This window comes from Mycolicibacterium aurum (genome assembly GCF_900637195.1).
In the GTDB taxonomy this organism is placed as follows: domain Bacteria; phylum Actinomycetota; class Actinomycetes; order Mycobacteriales; family Mycobacteriaceae; genus Mycobacterium; species Mycobacterium aurum.
This window is the reverse complement of the sequence record NZ_LR134356.1, coordinates 3,969,549-3,984,114: the sequence shown is the minus strand read 5'-3', so window position 1 is coordinate 3,984,114 and position 14,566 is coordinate 3,969,549. Positions and strand designations below refer to the sequence as shown.

The window sequence follows — 14,566 nt, the reverse complement described above, 5'->3', positions numbered from 1 at the left end:
CGAACCGACAATGCCGACGCCCGAGCCCACCCCCGACGAGGTCGCGGCACTCCTGCAGGTCGAGCACCTGCTGGACCAGCGCTGGCCCGAGACCAATATCGAGCCGAGCACCGCCCGGATCTCGGCACTTCTGGAGCTTCTCGGCTCGCCTCAGCTCGGCTACCCCTCGATTCACATCGGCGGGACCAACGGCAAGACCTCGGTGGCCAGGATGGTCGACTCATTGCTGACCGCGCTGCACCGGCGCACCGGCCGCACCACCAGCCCACACCTGCAGTCGGCGGTGGAGCGCATCGCCATCGACGGAAAGCCGGTCAGCCCAGCGACCTACGTGAACACCTACCGCGAGATCGAACCCTTCGTCGAGCTCGTCGACCAGCAATCAGAGGCTGCCGGCGGCCCGAAGATGAGCAAGTTCGAGGTCGTCACGGCAATGGCGTTCGCCGCGTTCGCCGACGCGCCGATCGACGTAGCGGTGGTCGAAGTCGGGCTGGGCGGCCGATGGGACGCCACCAACGTCGTCAACGCGCCGGTCGCGGTGATCACGCCGATCGGTATCGACCACGCCGACTACCTCGGTGACACGATCGCCGAGATCGCCGGCGAGAAGGCCGGGATCATCACCAGACAGGCCGACGATCTGGTCCCCACCGACACCGTCGCCGTGCTTGCCCGTCAGGTACCCGAGGCGATGGAAGTGCTACTCGCACAGGCGGTGCGCTCCGACGCCGCGGTCGCCCGGGAGGACTCGGAGTTCGCCGTCGTCGGCCGTCAGGTGGCAGTCGGCGGCCAGCTGCTGCAATTGCAGGGTCTCGGCGGGCTGTATCCGGAGATCTTCCTGCCGCTACACGGCGAACATCAGGCGCACAACGCGGTCGTGGCGCTGGCGGCCGTCGAGGCGTTCTTCGGTGCCGGCGCCCAGCGACAACTGGACATCGATGCCGTCCGCGCGGGCTTTGCCGAGGTGACGTCACCGGGCCGGCTGGAGCGATTGCGCAATGCGCCAACGGTGTTCATCGACGCGGCACACAACCCGGCAGGGGCCGCGGCATTGGCGGAGGCCCTGCGCGACGAGTTCGACTTCCGGTATCTCGTCGGCGTCGTGTCGGTGATGAGCGACAAGGACGTCGACGGCATCCTCGCGGCGCTCGACACCGTGCTGGATCAGATCGTGGTCACGCACAACGGGTCACCGCGGGCGCTCGAGGTGGAGGCGCTGGCCGTCAAGGCCGAAGAGATCTTCGGTCCGGAACGTGTCATCACCGCCGCCACCCTGGCCGATGCCATCGAGACCGCGACTGCGGTGGTCGAGGACTCCGGAAACGACGGCGACGCCGGGGGGCTGAGCGGAGCGGGCATCGTCATCACCGGTTCGGTGGTCACCGCGGGCGCCGCGCGGACGCTGTTCGGGAAGGACCCCGCGTGAGCGGGCCGTCGGATCCCGTACCCGGCGAGCCCGCTCCCGCGCCGCCGGATCCCTGGAAGAGTTTCCGGGGGGTGATGGCCGGCACCCTGATCCTGGAAGCCATCGTCGTGCTGCTCGCGCTTCCGGTGGTGGGCGCTGTCGGTCCCGGGCTGACGGCGGGGTCCATGGCCTACGTCATCGGCGTCGCGGTGATCCTGGTGCTGATGGCCGGCGTCCAGGGCAGGTCATGGGCGATCTGGGCCAACCTGGGCGTGCAGGTACTACTGGTCGGCGGCTGGTTCATCTATCCCGGCATCGGCTTCATCGGTCTGCTCTTCGTGGTGGTGTGGCTGCTCATCGCCTACCTGCGCGCCGAGGTGCTTCGTCGGCAGAAGCGAGGGCTCCTTCCGGGCCAGCAGCCCACGTCCGACTAGTCTGTGACCCGTGACTGAGCGAACTCTCGTCCTGATCAAGCCCGACGGTGTGCAGCGCCGACTCATCGGAGAGATCATCAGCCGAATCGAAGCCAAAGGTCTGACTGTCGCGGCCCTTGAGCTCAAGGACGTCAGCGACGAGCTGGCCCGGGCGCATTACGCCGAGCACGAGGGCAAGCCGTTCTTCCCGTCGCTGCTGGAATTCATCACCTCAGGTCCCGTTGTTGCGGCGATCCTGGAGGGGCCGCGGGCCGTCGCGGCGTTCCGGCAACTGGCCGGAGGCACCGATCCCGTGGAGAAGGCCACACCCGGCACCATCCGGGGTGACCTGGGGTTGGAGACCCAGTTCAACCTCGTGCACGGCTCCGATTCGCCGGACTCGGCCGTCCGCGAGATCGACCTCTGGTTCCCCGGCCGATAGAGGCCGCCTCGCCCGAGCTAACCCGGCCTTGGCGTTCCACCCCGGAACGTGTGGGATAATGGTCGAGGGTGACCCGCCTTACAACCCGGGTCGGTCACCCGAATGAAGACTTCGACATCGCGACCATCGCTACAGCGGTGCGGCGCAGACAGTCCAGCCATCATTCAGACCGGCACCGAGACCGTTCCTTCGGGATCACTCGGAGCAAGACCAAACAAGGTCCGGGAGTAGTCAGCCCGGACGAAGAATCGGAAGCCCTCGCGTGGCCGCGTCAGCAAATGACGCGCCCGGGGGCTTGAGGAGAGTTTGTGGCCGACAATGACAATTTTGAAGCGTCAACCCAGGACTTCACGGAGGAGCCACGGCTCGCCGCTGACTCCTCTGCTGAGGCCAAGGATGCGCCACCGCCCGAGAAGCTGAGGGTTCACTCGCTGGCCCGGGTGCTGGGCACCACCAGCAAGCGGATCATCGACGCCCTCCGGGAGGTGGACGGTCGCTCGCGCAGCGCGCACTCGACGGTGGGCCCTGACGAGGCCGACCGCGTGCGCCAGGCGCTCGCCGAGCCCGAGCCCGCCGCGGAGGCTGCTCAGCCCGACGATCCCCAGCCGGACGTAGCACCGGCCGCCGCACCCGAGCCGGTTGCCGAGGTTCCCGAGCCGGTCGCCGAGGTTCCCGAACCGGCCGCCGAGGTTCCCGAACCGGCCGCCGACGCGCCGGCCGAGGACGAGCCGGAGTCCCGGTTGATCCTGGAGACGCCGGCCTCGCGGCCGGCCGTCGAGCCCGCCGACTACCTGCCGCTTTTCGTCGCGCCGCAGCCCGTCCGGTTCGACGACGTCGCCCGGGACGCCGACGACAGCGACGATGACGATTCCGACGACGACGATGATTCGGATTCCGACTCCGATGACGACCAGTCGGGCCGTCCCACCGCGAAACGCCGCCGGCGGGGACGCCGGGGCCGTGGCCGCGGCCGCGGCGAACAGAACGGCGACGAGCCGGCCACCGACTCCGACGCCGACGAGTCCGACGGTGAGAAGTCCGACAGCGGCGACGAGTCCGATGACTCCGACGACGACAACGGCGATGACGACGGCTCGGGCGGCGACGCAGGCAGCCGCCGTCGGCGCCGTCGCCGTCGCCGCAAGTCCGGCTCGGGCGACGACTCCGACAACGGATCCACCCCGGACGATCCGCCCAACACCGTGGTCCACGAGCGGGAGCCCAGGAAGTCCGGCCGGGGCGACCGGTCCGACAAGTCCGACCGGGACGAGATCCAGGGCATCAGCGGTTCGACGCGACTGGAGGCCAAGCGGCAGCGGCGCCGGGACGGCCGCGACGCGGGCCGGCGCCGCCCACCCATCCTCAGCGAAGCCGAGTTCCTGGCCCGACGCGAGGCTGTCGAACGCGTCATGGTCGTCCGCGACAAGGTGCGCAGCGAGCCGCCGCACGAAGGCTCCCGATACACCCAGATCGCGGTCATGGAGGACGGCGTCGTCGTCGAACACTTCGTGACGTCGGCGGCTTCGGCGTCCCTGGTCGGCAACATCTACCTGGGCATCGTGCAGAACGTGCTGCCGTCGATGGAGGCGGCCTTCGTCGACATCGGCCGCGGTCGCAACGGCGTGCTGTACGCCGGCGAGGTCAACTGGGAGGCTGCGGGCCTCGGCGGCGCGCAGCGCAAGATCGAGCAGGCGCTCAAACCGGGCGACTACGTCGTCGTGCAGGTCAGCAAGGATCCGGTAGGACACAAGGGTGCACGGCTGACCACGCAGGTCTCGCTGGCGGGCCGTTACCTGGTGTACGTGCCGGGGGCATCCTCGACCGGCATCAGCCGCAAGCTGCCCGACACCGAGCGGCAGCGGCTCAAAGAGATTCTGCGTGAGGTGGTCCCCGCCGATGCGGGCGTGATCATCCGCACGGCGTCCGAGGGCGTCAAGGAAGACGACATCCGCACCGATGTCGAGCGGCTGCAGAAGCGCTGGACGGAGATCGAGGCCAAGGCCGCCGGGATCAGCGAGAAGAAGGCCGGCGCCGCGGTGGCGCTCTACGAAGAGCCCGACGTGCTGGTCAAGGTGATCCGCGACCTCTTCAACGAGGACTTCTCCGGCCTCATCGTGTCGGGCGACGACGCATGGCAGACCATCAACGACTACGTGACGTCCGTCGCGCCCGAGTTGCTTCCCCGGATGACGAAGTACGAGCCGGCCGGTTCGGAGGCGCCCGACGTCTTCGCCGTGCACCGGATCGACGAACAGCTCACCAAGGCGATGGATCGCAAGGTGTATCTGCCGTCCGGCGGCACGCTCGTGATCGACCGCACCGAGGCCATGACCGTCGTCGACGTCAACACTGGCAAGTTCACCGGTTCCGGCGGCAATCTCGAGCAGACGGTCACGCGCAACAACCTGGAGGCTGCCGAGGAGACGGTGCGCCAACTGCGGCTGCGCGACATCGGCGGCATCGTGGTCATCGACTTCATCGACATGGTGCTGGAATCCAACAGGGATCTGGTGCTGCGCCGGCTGACCGAAGCGCTGGGCCGGGACCGCACACGACACCAGGTGTCGGAGGTGACCTCGCTCGGGTTGGTCCAGCTGACTCGCAAGAAGCTGGGTACCGGCCTGATCGAGGCGTTCTCCACCACCTGCACGCACTGCCAGGGTCGCGGCATCATGCTCCACGGCGATCCCGTGGACACCGCGTCGGCCATGGCGAGCGCCGGCCGCAAGGCCGCAGAACCGGGCACCGGGCGACGCAGCAAGCGCGGCAAGCGTGGTGCCGCGAAAGCCGAGCCGGAAGTCCAGGTGGCCAAGGTCCCCGCGCACCTGCCGGGTGAGCATCCGATGTTCAAGGCGATGGCCGCGGCCAACGGCAAGCCCGAGGGCGACGAGGAATCCGACGACGACTTCGACGCGACGCAGGCGCCCGAAGAGGTCGGCGAGCTCGATACCGACGCCACACCCGCGGTGACCGGCGAACTCGACGACGAGTTCGGCGACGACGCCGACGAGGACGACGCCGACGACGCCGACGAGGACGACTCGGACGACGAGGACGAGGCAGGCGAGATCGATCTCGACGACGAGGACGACGACGACGAGGACGACGACATCGATGACCTCGACGATGAGGATGACGAGGACGACGACGAGGACGGCGATCTCGACGACGACGACGATGATGACGATGACGATGAGGATGACGAGGACGAGCCCGTCGCCGTCCCGGCAGGCCGTCAGCGGAGGCGCGCGGCAGCGCGGCCCGCTGGTCCGCCAAGTGGTGACTGAGCGGTTTGACCCTCTACCCGCTGGTCACGTACCCTTGACCAGTTGTCTCCAGGGGCCTGCCCACGCTGGCCGGAGACGGGACCAGATCCCGCACCAAGACCCGCACGCACACCCCGGTGATGCGCGCCCGCACGCGAAGTAGAGGAAGACCAACGATGGCAGCCGAAACAGCCACGTACGCGATCGTCAAGACCGGTGGCAAGCAGTACAAGGTCGCTGCCGGTGACATCGTCAAGGTGGAGAAGCTCGACGTCGAGCCCGGTGGCACCGTGTCGCTTCCCGTCGCCCTCGTGGTCGACGGCGCGAAGGTGACCACCGATGCGTCGGCGTTGGAGAAGGTCGCGGTCACCGGCGAGGTCCTTGAGCACACCAAGGGCCCGAAGATCCGCATCCACAAGTTCAAGAACAAGACCGGCTACCACAAGCGGCAGGGTCACCGTCAGCAGTTGACGGTGCTCAAAGTGACCGGCATCAAGTAACGACGGGAGCGGCAGAACATGGCACACAAAAAGGGCGCTTCCAGCTCACGCAACGGTCGTGACTCGAACGCGCAGCGACTCGGCGTCAAGCGCTTCGGCGGCCAGGTCGTCAAGGCCGGCGAGATCCTCGTCCGCCAGCGCGGCACGCACTTCCATCCCGGCGTCAACGTCGGCCGCGGTGGGGACGACACGCTGTTCGCCACGGCTCCCGGCGCTGTGGAGTTCGGCACCAAGCGCGGGCGTAAGTTCGTCAACATCGTCAAGGTCGCCCGCGTCGACGCCTGAGGTCGCCCTTAACGTCGAGATCGTCGTTGTGCGCGGCCGGCCGTAGCGTCGAAGCCCGCACAAAGTAGATCTCGTCATGGAAAGGACGTCCGATGCCCCGGTTCATCGATCGCGTTGTCATTCACGCGCGGGCCGGGAACGGCGGCAACGGCTGCGCGTCGGTACATCGCGAGAAGTTCAAACCACTCGGCGGCCCCGACGGGGGTAACGGCGGGCGTGGCGGCAGCATCGTCTTCGTCGTCGATCCCCAGGTGCACACCCTGCTGGACTTCCACTTCCATCCGCACGTGGTCGCACCGTCCGGCAAGGGCGGCGCCGGCAGCAACCGCGACGGTGCCGCAGGCGCCGATCTGGAGGTGCGGGTTCCCGACGGGACCGTTGTCCTCGACGAGCGTGGACAGATCCTGGCCGACCTGGTCGGTGCCGGAACACGATTCGAAGCCGCCGCGGGCGGTCGCGGGGGTCTCGGTAACGCCGCTCTCGCCTCGCGTGCGCGCAAGGCTCCCGGTTTCGCGCTGCTCGGTGAGCAGGGTGACATCCGGGACCTCACCCTGGAACTCAAGACGGTGGCCGATGTCGGCCTCGTCGGCTTTCCCTCGGCGGGTAAATCGTCGCTGGTGTCCACCATCTCGGCAGCCAAGCCCAAGATTGCCGACTATCCGTTCACCACGCTGGCACCCAACCTCGGCGTCGTCTCGGCGGGGGAGCACACGTTCACCGTCGCTGACGTTCCCGGGCTGATCCCGGGGGCCTCCGAAGGGCGTGGCCTCGGTCTGGACTTCTTGCGGCATATCGAACGCTGTGCGGTGCTGGTGCACGTCGTCGATTGCGCGACGATGGACCCCGGCCGTGATCCGATCTCGGACATCGAGGCGCTCGAGGCTGAGATCGCCGCCTACACACCGACGCTGCAGGGCGATTCGACGCTCGGCGATCTCGCTGAACGCCCACGCGCAGTGGTGCTCAACAAGATCGACGTCCCCGATGCCCGCGAGCTCGCCGACTTCGTCCGCGATGACATTGCGCAGAAGTTCGGCTGGCCGGTGTTCGAGATATCAACAGTCGCCCGAGAAGGACTGCGGCCGTTGATATTTGCGTTGTGGGAGATGGTGGAGTCGTATCGGGCCGCGCAACCCGAGGTGGTCCCGCGCCGTCCCGTGATCCGGCCGGTCGCCGTCGATGACACCGGATTCACCGTCAAGGCCGACGGCATGGGTGGATTCGTGGTCAACGGCACCCGCCCCAAGCGGTGGGTGGCCCAGACCAATTTCGACAATGACGAGGCCGTCGGCTACCTCGGCGACCGGTTGGCGCGCCTGGGCGTGGAGGACGCGCTGTTGAAGCTCGGCGCACGGCCGGGTTGCGCGGTGACGATCGGCGACATGACCTTCGACTGGGAGCCGCAGACACCCGCCGGCGTCGGCGTCGACGTGCCGCTGACCGGCCGCGGCACCGACGTGCGTCTGGAGCAGAGCGACCGGATCGCGGCCGACGAGCGCAAGGCGGCGAGGAAGGCCCGCCGGGAAAGCGGCGACGGTAGTGAGTAGCACGTGAATTCCGTTCACCGCGAGGTGATCCGTAGCGCGCGTTCTGTCGTCGTGAAGATCGGCACCACCGCACTGACCACACCCAGCGGCGTGTTCGACGCGTCCCGCCTGCAGTACCTCGCCGATGCCATCGAAGCGCGGATGACGGCCGGCTCCGATGTGGTGATCGTGTCCTCGGGGGCGATAGCAGCAGGCATCGAACCGCTCGGGCTGACGAAGCGGCCGACCGATCTGGCGACCAAACAGGCCGCCGCTAGCGTCGGTCAGGTGGCCCTGGTGAACGCGTGGAGCGCCGCGTTCGGGCGCTTCGACCGCACCGTGGGGCAGGTTCTTCTGACCGCCCACGACATCTCGATGCGAGTGCAGCACACCAACGCTCAGCGCACCCTGGACCGGCTACGCGCTTTGCATGCGGTGGCGATCGTCAACGAGAACGACACCGTGGCGACCAACGAGATCAGATTCGGTGACAACGACCGGCTCTCGGCCCTGGTCGCCCACCTGATCGGCGCGGATGCCCTGATCCTGCTGAGCGACATCGACGGCCTCTACGACGGTGATCCTCGCAAAGCGTCCCCGGACGATCCGGCGCGCTTCATCCCCGAGGTCACCGGTCCCGACGATCTGGAGGGCGTGACCGCCGGCCGTGGTAGTCATCTGGGCACCGGCGGAATGGTCTCGAAGCTGTCCTCGGCGCTGCTGGCGGCCGACGCCGGAGTGCCGGTACTGCTGGCTGCGGCCTCGGACGCGTCCGCCGCTCTGGCCGACGCGTCGGTGGGCACCGTCTTCGCGCCGCGCGCCGAGCGCATGTCGGCCCGGCGGTTCTGGGTGCGCTACGCCGCAGAGGCCTCCGGTGCGCTGACGTTGGATGATGGCGCGGTCAACGCCGTTGTGCGACAGCGTCGCTCGCTGCTGGCGGCCGGAATCACGGCCCTGTCCGGCCGGTTCTACGGCGGTGATGTCGTCGAGCTGCGCACCAAGGACGACACCATGGTGGCGCGCGGAGTGGTCGCTTACGACGCGGCTGAACTCGCGACCATGCTGGGCAGGTCCACCTCGGATCTGCCGGCGGAGATGCGCCGCCCCGCGGTGCACGCCGACGATCTCGTCGCCGTCTAGCCCGGGACCGGCTCGAGGTAGAGCGCGCCCCATACGATCTGGGTCAGCACGTCCGCAAGTTCGGCGTCGAACGACACCGGCTTGGCCGGCAGGTTCTGCTGGCATGTCCGCTCCACCATCAGCACCAGCGTGTGCGCGGTCGTCTGCGGCGGCAGCTGCGGCCGTATCGCCCCGGTGGTCTGGCCGTCGACGATGACGGCCCGGAACCCGTCGCTCACCTCGGCCAGCAGGTCACGATAGGTATCGCCGACCGCCGTGTCGTAGGGGGCCATCTCGTTGAGGGCCACCAGGACGGGTTGATGACGCCGGTATGCGGCGATGATCGCCGCCATCGCAGCGCGCACGTCGTCCGGGTCGCGGCGGTCCGCCACCGACCACCAGCGCTGCGCGGCTTCGGTGAGGTCGACGAAGACGTGTCTGGCCAGGCTGCGGAGCAGGTGGCCCTTGTCCTCGAAGTAAATGTAGAAGCTGGCCCGGGACATGCCGGCTTCAGTGGCCAGCCGGTCGACGCTGAGCTCGGTGATGCTCGCGCCGTCACCCATCAGCCGGTCGGTCGCGTCGAGCAGACGTCGCTCGATCTGCTCGCGCCGCTCCTGCCGAGTGGCCTGCGGCTTTCTGGTCACCGACGGCATCGCCCGAGCTTATCGGAGAGTTGCGCACGTTGACTAGACATGGTGTCTAGTCGTATTGTCGGCTCCATGACTGTGACGTCGAACACAACGACGCCGCGGGCCGCAGCCCGCGCCTACGACCCCATCGACCTGTCTTCGCGCGCCTTCTGGGCCACCACCGCCACTGAGCGGGAACGATCGTTCGCCGAGCTCCGCAGGGAACGTCCGGTGAGCTGGCACCCGCCGGTCGAAGACGCGCTGATGCCCGATCCGGACGACCCCGGCTACTGGGCGGTGACCCGGCACGCCGACATCGTCGAGGTCAGCCGAAACAGTGAGGTCTTCCTGTCCGGCAAGGGTGTGCTCTTCGAGAACGTCCCCGAAGAGTTGCTCGAGGCATCGCAGTCGTTCCTGGCCATGGACCCACCCCGTCATACGCTGCTGCGCAAAGTGGTTCACTCCGCGTTCACGCCCCGCCAGGTGCGGCGGATCGAGGATTCGATCAAGGCGAACGCGCGCGACATCGTGGCGGAACTGAAGGCGGCGGGCAGCGGTGTCGACTTTGTGAGCCACTGCGCCAAGGAACTACCGGTACGGACGCTGTCGGACATGGTCGGTATTCCCGCATCCGAGCGGCACGCCGTGGCCGATGCCGCGGACGCGATGGTGAGCTGGGGCGACCCCGAGTACCTGGACGGACGCAACCCGCTGGAAGTGCTGGTCACCAGCCAGATGTACCTACACCAGGTGGCGCTGACGCTGGCGGCCGAACGCCGCGCCACACCCGGTGACGACCTGTTCAGCTCGCTCGTCCACGCCGAGGTCGAAGGAGCGCGGCTGACCGACAACGAGATCGCCGCATTCTTCGTGTTGCTCGCGGTGGCGGGCAACGACACCACCCGCCAGACCACCAGCCACGCGATGAAGGCGCTCACCGATTTCCCTGACCAGAGGGCCTGGCTGCTGGCCGCATTCGATGACCGGATCGGCACGGCGGGCGAGGAGTTCATCCGGTGGGCGAGTCCGGTGATGACCTTCCGTCGCACGGCCGCAACGGATTACGAGCTCAACGGGCAGAAGATCTCGGCGGGGGAGAAGGTCGTGATGTTCTACTCGTCGGGCAACAGAGACACCAGCGTGTTCGACTGGCCCGACCGGTTGGATCTGGGCAGAGATCCCAATCCGCACCTCGGCTTCGGTGGCGGTGGCAGGCACTTCTGTCTCGGCGCCCATGTCGCACGTGCCCAGCTGCGCGCGATCATCGGCGAGCTGCTGTCCCAGATCCCCGAATTGGCGGCCGGCGATCCGTCCTATGTGGCAGGCAATTTCGTCCACGCCGTGCGCAGGATGCCTGTCACCTGGTGACGACGGATCCGAGCGTGGGTAGTTCCTCGGCGAGCAGTGTCAGCATCGGGGAGCAGCCGGTGTCGATCGTGACCGTCGCGAGGTCGTCGCCTCGGGTCCGCCCCCGGTTGATGATCGCTATCGGCATCCCCGCGGCGGCGGCGTGTCGGACAAAGCGGTATCCGGAGTAGACGGTCAGCGACGATCCGGCGACCAGCAGCGCATCGGCACCGTCGACGAGTGAATACGCCTGCTCGACACGCTCTTTGGGTACATTCTCGCCGAAGTAGACGATGTCGGGTTTGAGCATCCCGCCGCAGCTCGGGCAGTCGACGATCTGGAACGCAGTCGTATCGGCCACCATCGCGTCGGCATCGGGGGCGACCGCGATACCGCCCACCGCGGCCGCTCGCTCGGTGAAGCCCGGGTTGGCGTCCTCGAGAAGTTCGGCGAGGGTCGCGCGCGGCATCGTCGCGCCGCAGTCCAGGCAGATCACCTGCGCGTAGGTGCCGTGCAGGTCGATCACCACGTCGCTGCCCGCCTTTGAGTGCAGCAGGTCGACGTTCTGGGTGATGACGCCCGAGACCACGCCGGCACGTTCCAACGCAGCCAGCGCGCGGTGCCCGGCGTTGGGGCGCGTCCGGTCCATGTGCCGCCACCCCAGATGGTTGCGCGCCCAGTAGCGCTGACGGAACACCGCATCGGAGGTGAACTGGCGGATCGTCATCGGGTTGCTCGGCGGGGAATCGGGGCCCCGGTAATCGGGGATCCCGGAGTCGGTGGAGATGCCGGCGCCGGTCAACACCGCGACACGTCGGTCTCTCAGCAGAGAGACGAGCTCGGGTGCTTCCACCCTGTCAAATGTAGGTGATCAGCCCTGATGCACGGGTTCGTGCTGGTCAGCGTGCTCAGTGCTGGCATTGCTCGGGTGATGAACGTCGTCCTCGTCCTCGTCCTCGTGGTGCTCGATTGCGACGATCTCGATGACCTCGACATGCTTCTCGACCCGGTGCTCGTCGGACAGCGGCACCGACACGGTGAGGATGCCGCGGTCGTAGACGGCGTTGACATCGTCCTCGTCGGCACCGTCGGGCAGAGCAAGTGTCCGGGTGAAAGACCCGTAGCTGAACTCCGAGCGGCCGCTGCCCTCGTCTGGGCGCACCCGCTCGGCGGTGATCGTGACCCGGCCGTCGCGCACCGTGACCTCGATGTCCTCCTCGGGATCCACGCCGGGCAGCTCGGCCCGGATCTCGTAGACGTCGTCGTAGGTGTGGTCCTCGACGCGGATCGCGCGGCTGTCGAAGAGAGGGCGTAACGCTGCCATGCCAGGCAGGTTGTCGAACAGATCCACGAGATCGGACAGCAGCGGACGTGATTGGCCTTGGGTGGCAACCTTGTTCATACGTTTACCATGCGCGCACCAGGGAAATTGTTCGGATCGGGCGCGGTGCGGCTGGGCGAACGCAAAGCCAACACGGCACCCCGTGAGCGGTTTTCGATCGACGGCGGGCGACAATAGGGACGATGGACTTCTACTCGGCTTACCAGCAAGGATTCGTCCGCGTCGCTGCCTGCACCCAGCCGGTGGCCATCGGTGATCCGGCCGCCAACGCCGAATCGGTGTTGTCGGTGGCGCGCGACTGCGACGCCGACAGCGTGGCGGTCGCCGTCTTTCCCGAGCTCACCCTGTCGGGATATTCGATCGAGGACATCCTGCTGCAGGACGCCCTGCTGGAGGCCGTGCACGAGGCAGTTCTCGAGGTGGTCGCCGGATCCAGCGGCCTGATGCCGGTCCTGGTGGTCGGGGCGCCTCTGCGGTTCGGCCACCGGATCTACAACACCGCCGTGGTGATACACCGCGGCAGGGTGCTCGGTGTGGTGCCGAAGTCCTATCTGCCCACCTACCGCGAGTTCTACGAGCGGCGCCAGATGGCCGCGGGCGACGACGTCAAAGGTGTGGTGCGCATCGGTGACGAGGACGTCCCCTTCGGTCCGGACCTGTTGTTCGCCGCCTCCGATGTGCCCGGTCTCGTTCTGCACGTCGAGATCTGCGAGGACATGTTCGTGCCGATCCCACCGAGCGCCGAGGCGGCGCTGGCCGGGGCGACGGTGCTGGCGAATCTGTCGGGCAGCCCCATCACCATCGGCAGGGCCGACGACCGGGCGCTGCTCGCGCGGTCGGCCTCGGCGCGCTGTCTGGCTGCCTACGTCTATGCCGCCGCGGGCGAGGGCGAATCCACCACCGATCTGGCCTGGGACGGGCAGACGATGGTGTGGGAGAACGGGGTGCTCCTGGCCGAGTCGGAGCGTTTTCCGGAAGGCGTGCGTCGCTCCGTCGCCGACGTCGACCTGGAACTGCTGCGCTCGGAGCGGTTACGGATGGGTACCTTCGACGACAATCGGGTCCATCACGGCATCACCGCCGAGCGGTACCGGCGGGTGGAGTTCCTGCTCGACCCACCGCCCGGTGACATCGGATTGCGGCGCCGGATCGAGCGGTTTCCGTTCGTCCCGTCGGATGCCACACGGCTGCAGCAGGATTGCTACGAGGCCTACAACATCCAGGTGGCCGGGCTCGAGCAGCGTCTTCGGGCGATCGGCCCGTCGACCAAGGTCGTCATCGGCGTCTCCGGCGGACTGGATTCCACCCATGCGCTGATCGTCGCCGCCCGCGCGATGGACCGCCTCGGGCGCCCGCGCAGCGACATCCTCGCGTTCACGCTGCCCGGCTTCGCGACCGGCGACCGCACCAAGGGCAACGCCGTCCGGCTCGGTGAAACGCTCGGGGTGACGTTCTCCGAGATCGACATCCGGGAGACGGCGCAGCTGATGCTCAGCGAGATGGACCATCCGTTCGCGCGGGGCGAGAAGGTCTACGACATCACGTTCGAGAATGTGCAGGCCGGCCTGCGCACCGACTACCTGTTCCGCCTGGCGAACCAGCGCGGCGGGATCGTGTTGGGAACCGGCGACCTTTCCGAGCTCGCGCTGGGGTGGTCCACCTACGGTGTCGGTGACCAGATGTCGCACTACAACGTCAACTCCGGGGTCCCCAAAACCCTCATCCAGCACCTGATCCGCTGGGTCATCTCGGCGGGCGAGTTCGATGCGGCCGTCAACGACGTTCTCCAGTCGGTCCTCGACACCGAGATCACCCCCGAACTGGTGCCCACCGGCGAGGACGAAGAGATCCAGAGCAGCGAGGCCAAGGTGGGACCTTATGCGCTGCAGGACTTCTCGCTGTTCCAGGTGCTGCGGTTCGGATTCCGGCCGTCCAAGGTGGCATTTTTGGCCTGGCACGCCTGGAGTGACGCGGACCGCGGTGACTGGCCGCCAGGATTTCCGCCGGACAAACGGCCGGCCTACTCGCTCACGGAGATCCGGCACTGGCTGCAGGTGTTCGCGCAGCGCTTCTACTCGTTCTCCCAGTTCAAGCGGTCCGCGCTACCCAACGGCCCCAAGGTGTCCCACGGCGGATCGCTGTCGCCCCGCGGGGATTGGCGGGCACCGTCGGACATGTCCGCGCGCACGTGGCTGGATGAGATCGAGAGGGCGATCCCCACGGACTGAATCGTCGAGACTGCGCTGATGGCGCAGCCGCTCGGCGTGTCATCGCCCTCACTGCAGTGTCAAC

Annotated in this window: 12 protein-coding genes and 1 pseudogene; 10 read left to right on the top strand and 3 right to left on the bottom strand. The window is 67.7% G+C overall.

The window, feature by feature from the left end; all coding sequences use genetic code 11:
- The first annotated feature begins 10 nt into the window (after nt 1–10).
- The 8 genes from folC (at nt 11) to proB (ending at nt 8,977) form a co-directional block, all read left to right on the top strand.
- Entirely contained in the window at nt 11–1,426 is a 1,416-nt protein-coding gene (gene folC / locus EL337_RS18555) for a bifunctional tetrahydrofolate synthase/dihydrofolate synthase (RefSeq protein WP_048633184.1), read from the top strand.
- 74 nt (nt 1,427–1,500) lie between these two features.
- Entirely contained in the window at nt 1,501–1,839 is a 339-nt protein-coding gene (locus EL337_RS18550) for a DUF4233 domain-containing protein (protein ID WP_048633331.1), read from the top strand.
- Nucleotides 1,840–1,849: 10 nt separating this feature from the next.
- Nucleotides 1,850–2,260 (top strand): nucleoside-diphosphate kinase, encoded by a 411-nt coding sequence (gene ndk / locus EL337_RS18545; RefSeq protein WP_048633185.1) that lies wholly within the window; start codon nt 1,850–1,852, stop codon nt 2,258–2,260.
- Between the two features lie 308 nt (nt 2,261–2,568).
- Nucleotides 2,569–5,547 carry a ribonuclease E gene (locus EL337_RS18540; protein WP_048633186.1) on the top strand — a complete coding sequence of 993 codons (2,979 nt, stop codon included), beginning with the start codon at nt 2,569–2,571 and terminating at the stop codon, nt 5,545–5,547.
- A gap of 155 nt (nt 5,548–5,702) precedes the next feature.
- Nucleotides 5,703–6,026 (top strand): 50S ribosomal protein L21, encoded by a 324-nt coding sequence (gene rplU, locus EL337_RS18535; RefSeq protein WP_048633187.1) that lies wholly within the window; start codon nt 5,703–5,705, stop codon nt 6,024–6,026.
- An 18-nt stretch (nt 6,027–6,044) separates the two neighbouring features.
- Nucleotides 6,045–6,311, top strand: coding sequence for a 50S ribosomal protein L27 (gene rpmA, locus EL337_RS18530; RefSeq protein ID WP_048633188.1), 267 nt, complete (start codon nt 6,045–6,047; stop codon nt 6,309–6,311).
- A 92-nt stretch (nt 6,312–6,403) separates the two neighbouring features.
- Nucleotides 6,404–7,858 (top strand): GTPase ObgE, encoded by a 1,455-nt coding sequence (gene obgE / locus EL337_RS18525; RefSeq protein ID WP_048633189.1) that lies wholly within the window; start codon nt 6,404–6,406, stop codon nt 7,856–7,858.
- A gap of 3 nt (nt 7,859–7,861) precedes the next feature.
- Nucleotides 7,862–8,977: a glutamate 5-kinase gene (gene proB / locus EL337_RS18520; protein ID WP_048633190.1), complete on the top strand. Its 1,116-nt coding sequence runs from the start codon at nt 7,862–7,864 to the stop codon at nt 8,975–8,977.
- Here proB and EL337_RS18515 read toward each other — a convergent pair.
- Nucleotides 8,974–9,609: a TetR/AcrR family transcriptional regulator gene (locus EL337_RS18515; protein WP_048633191.1), complete on the bottom strand. Its 636-nt coding sequence runs from the start codon at nt 9,607–9,609 to the stop codon at nt 8,974–8,976. The genes proB and EL337_RS18515 overlap by 4 nt on opposite strands.
- Before the next feature lie 66 nt (nt 9,610–9,675).
- On the opposite strand from EL337_RS18515, the gene EL337_RS18510 reads away from it, so the two are divergent.
- Nucleotides 9,676–10,953 (top strand): cytochrome P450, encoded by a 1,278-nt coding sequence (locus EL337_RS18510; RefSeq protein WP_048633192.1) that lies wholly within the window; start codon nt 9,676–9,678, stop codon nt 10,951–10,953.
- On the opposite strand, the gene EL337_RS18505 is transcribed toward EL337_RS18510, so the two are convergent.
- Together EL337_RS18505 and EL337_RS18500 are read right to left on the bottom strand one after the other, a co-directional pair.
- Nucleotides 10,943–11,785 carry an NAD-dependent protein deacetylase gene (locus tag EL337_RS18505; RefSeq protein ID WP_048633193.1) on the bottom strand — a complete coding sequence of 281 codons (843 nt, stop codon included), beginning with the start codon at nt 11,783–11,785 and terminating at the stop codon, nt 10,943–10,945. The genes EL337_RS18510 and EL337_RS18505 overlap by 11 nt on opposite strands.
- A gap of 132 nt (nt 11,786–11,917) precedes the next feature.
- Nucleotides 11,918–12,334, bottom strand: a pseudogene (locus EL337_RS18500) (Hsp20/alpha crystallin family protein); the annotation flags it as partial.
- A 122-nt stretch (nt 12,335–12,456) separates the two neighbouring features.
- Here EL337_RS18500 and EL337_RS18495 point away from each other — a divergent pair.
- Nucleotides 12,457–14,502 (top strand): NAD(+) synthase, encoded by a 2,046-nt coding sequence (locus EL337_RS18495; protein WP_048633195.1) that lies wholly within the window; start codon nt 12,457–12,459, stop codon nt 14,500–14,502.
- Nucleotides 14,503–14,566 lie beyond the last annotated feature (64 nt).

Coding starts and splice junctions, on each gene's coding strand:
- folC (WP_048633184.1), top strand. CDS start 11: ATGCCGACGCCCGAGCCCACCCCCGACGAGGTCGCGGCACTCCTGCAG.
- EL337_RS18550 (WP_048633331.1), top strand. CDS start 1,501: ATGGCCGGCACCCTGATCCTGGAAGCCATCGTCGTGCTGCTCGCGCTT.
- rplU (WP_048633187.1), top strand. CDS start 5,703: ATGGCAGCCGAAACAGCCACGTACGCGATCGTCAAGACCGGTGGCAAG.
- rpmA (WP_048633188.1), top strand. CDS start 6,045: ATGGCACACAAAAAGGGCGCTTCCAGCTCACGCAACGGTCGTGACTCG.
- obgE (WP_048633189.1), top strand. CDS start 6,404: ATGCCCCGGTTCATCGATCGCGTTGTCATTCACGCGCGGGCCGGGAAC.
- EL337_RS18515 (WP_048633191.1), bottom strand. CDS start 9,609: ATGCCGTCGGTGACCAGAAAGCCGCAGGCCACTCGGCAGGAGCGGCGC.
- EL337_RS18510 (WP_048633192.1), top strand. CDS start 9,676: ATGACTGTGACGTCGAACACAACGACGCCGCGGGCCGCAGCCCGCGCC.
- EL337_RS18495 (WP_048633195.1), top strand. CDS start 12,457: ATGGACTTCTACTCGGCTTACCAGCAAGGATTCGTCCGCGTCGCTGCC.